General features: G+C 64.5%; 1 pseudogene. It reads left to right on the forward strand.

Going from position 1 to position 1,444, the window contains the following annotated elements:
• Window positions 1–1,444, forward strand: a pseudogene (locus B2U11_RS02215) (preprotein translocase subunit SecA); the annotation flags it as partial.

The raw sequence follows: 1,444 nt of genomic DNA on the forward strand, positions 1-1,444 counted from the left end.
GACCGGCGAGGGCAAGACCCTGGTGGCCGTGGCCCCGGTCTATCTGAACGCCCTGACCGGCAAGGGCGTGCACGTCATCACCGTCAACGACTACCTGGCCCGGCGCGACGCCGAGACCATGGGCCGCGTCTATCGCTTCCTGGGGCTGGAGGTCGGCGTCATCGTCAACGGCCTGTCGCAGGGCCAGCGCCAGGCGGCCTACAACGCCGACGTCACCTACGGCACCAACAACGAGTTCGGCTTCGACTATCTGCGCGACAACCTGGTCTATGACCGGCGCGAGATGGTGCAGCGCCCGCACCACTTCGCCATCGTCGACGAGGTCGACTCCATCCTGATCGACGAGGCGCGCACGCCGCTGATCATCTCGGGCCCGACCGAGGATCGTTCGGACCTCTACAAGATCCTGGACGGCCTGGTGAAGGAGCTGATCAAGGACAAGTCGACCTACGACCTTGACGAGAAGCAGAAGCAGTCGCTGCTGACCGAGGAAGGCTCCGAACGCATCGAGGAGATGCTGGAGAAGGGCGGCTATTTCGCCGCCGACACCACGGGCCTGTACGACGCCGCCAACATCAGCCTGGTCCACCACGTCAACCAGGCCCTGCGCGCCAACACCCTGTATCAGCGCGACAAGGACTACATCATCAAAGGCGGCGAGATCGTCCTGATCGACGAATTCACCGGGCGGATGATGACCGGGCGGCGCCTGTCTGAAGGCCTGCACCAAGCCATCGAGGCCAAGGAGGACGTCAAGATCCAGCCCGAGAACCAGACTTTGGCCTCGGTCACGATCCAGAACTACTTCCGCCTGTACGAAAAGCTGTCGGGCATGACCGGCACGGCCGCGACCGAGGCGCAGGAATTCCTCGACATCTACAAGATGGACGTTCTGGAGGTGCCGACCAACCGGCCGATCCAGCGCAAGGACTTCGACGACGAGGTCTATCGCACCCACGCCGAGAAGAACCAGGCCATCGCCCGCCAGATCGCCGAATGCCACCTGGCCGGACAGCCCATCCTGGTCGGCACCGTCTCGATCGAGCGCTCGGAACAGCTGTCGGACCTGCTGAGCCGCTACGAATACAAGGTCGAGACCGCGCGCACGCTGAAGCCGGAATACGCCGGCAAGGCCAAGGAGGCGGAAAAGGTCGGCGACGCCGCCTATGACATCACCTACGAGACCAAGCTGCGCGGCATCCCGCACAACGTCCTGAACGCGCGCCAGCACGAGCAGGAAGCCTATATCGTCGCCGACGCGGGCCTGCCCGGCGCGGTCACCATCGCCACCAACATGGCCGGCCGCGGCACCGACATCCAGCTCGGGGGCAACCTCGAGATGAAGATGCAGAAGTGGCTGCTGGACCAGCGCAACCTGGCCATCGAGGTCACGCCCGAGATGGAAACGGCCAAGGAGGCCGAGTTCAAGGCCGAGATCGCCGCC

It is taken from the genome of Brevundimonas sp. UBA7534 (assembly GCF_002479325.1).
Taxonomy (GTDB): domain Bacteria; phylum Pseudomonadota; class Alphaproteobacteria; order Caulobacterales; family Caulobacteraceae; genus Brevundimonas.